The sequence below is a fragment of the Arthrobacter sp. JCM 19049 genome (assembly GCF_001310435.1).
In genome coordinates this window covers 1-739 of the sequence record NZ_BAXF01000809.1, presented here as the reverse complement: position 1 = coordinate 739, position 739 = coordinate 1, and the positions used below count along the sequence as shown (strand labels likewise).

The following is a 739-nucleotide window of genomic DNA, read 5'->3' as shown; positions in this document are numbered from 1 at the left end:
CCAGGATGCGGCTGCCGCGCTCGGCCATCGCGTCAATCATCCGGCCTCGCCGTAGATGTCGCTGCCCTCGGCGGCCAGCCGGCGCCAGCGCTGCGCGTAGTTGTGGGCATGGTCCGGATTGGCTCGAACGGCGGCAAGCCACACGTTTTCCCTAGGTGCATTCATGGCCCCAGTATCCCAGTGCCGCACGGTGAGAATGAAACCGGTATCGGCTGGATCTGCCGACAGGCAAATATGGCGCGGGCCGCGGCACCGGGAATCCTTCTCCCGGCACCGCGGCCCGCGCTCTTTGCCCAACAAATCGGCGGCGCCGCCGATTAGCGGGTTTCGTGCACTCCCACGGCGATGGCCAGGTCCTGCCAGGACATCCCGGTCCCCTTGAACACGTTCGGCCGGTCGGTGGCCCGCTGGACTTGGCCGCGCACCAGGTCCCGCAGCGTGTGCAGCGACTCGGCCGACAGGTCCGGGTCCTCGGCCATGGCCTGGATCAGGTCCCCGGCCTCGCGCAGGGCGGTGTCCACCTCCTCCACCACGATCAGTGAACGGCCCATCAGGTTCGCGTCCAGTTCCCGGAATTGCGGTTCGTGGGAGCCATGGCCACCACCGCCGCCCCGTCCTTGATAAGCGATCCGTCAAAGAGCGGGTCGGTGGCGGAAGTGGCGCACACGATGATGTCCGCCTGCCCCAGGTCCGCCTCGGTGGCCGGGCGCGCGGCCAGCCCCAGCTGCCGGGTGCGGGC

At 69.1% G+C, this 739-nt stretch carries 2 protein-coding genes and 1 pseudogene; all 3 read right to left on the bottom strand.

Annotated features, from left to right (window positions below; all coding sequences use genetic code 11):
• Nucleotides 1-36 precede the first annotated feature (36 nt).
• Nucleotides 37-165 (bottom strand): hypothetical protein, encoded by a 129-nt coding sequence (locus JCM19049_RS21600; protein WP_306420837.1) that lies wholly within the window; start codon nucleotides 163-165, stop codon nucleotides 37-39.
• Nucleotides 166-317: 152 nt separating this feature from the next.
• Nucleotides 318-551, bottom strand: a complete 234-nt coding sequence (locus JCM19049_RS16435) for a hypothetical protein (protein WP_054822072.1) — start codon at nucleotides 549-551, stop codon at nucleotides 318-320.
• Nucleotides 551-739: pseudogene (locus JCM19049_RS16430) on the bottom strand (hypothetical protein); the annotation flags it as partial. The pseudogene JCM19049_RS16430 and the gene JCM19049_RS16435, both read right to left, overlap by 1 nt.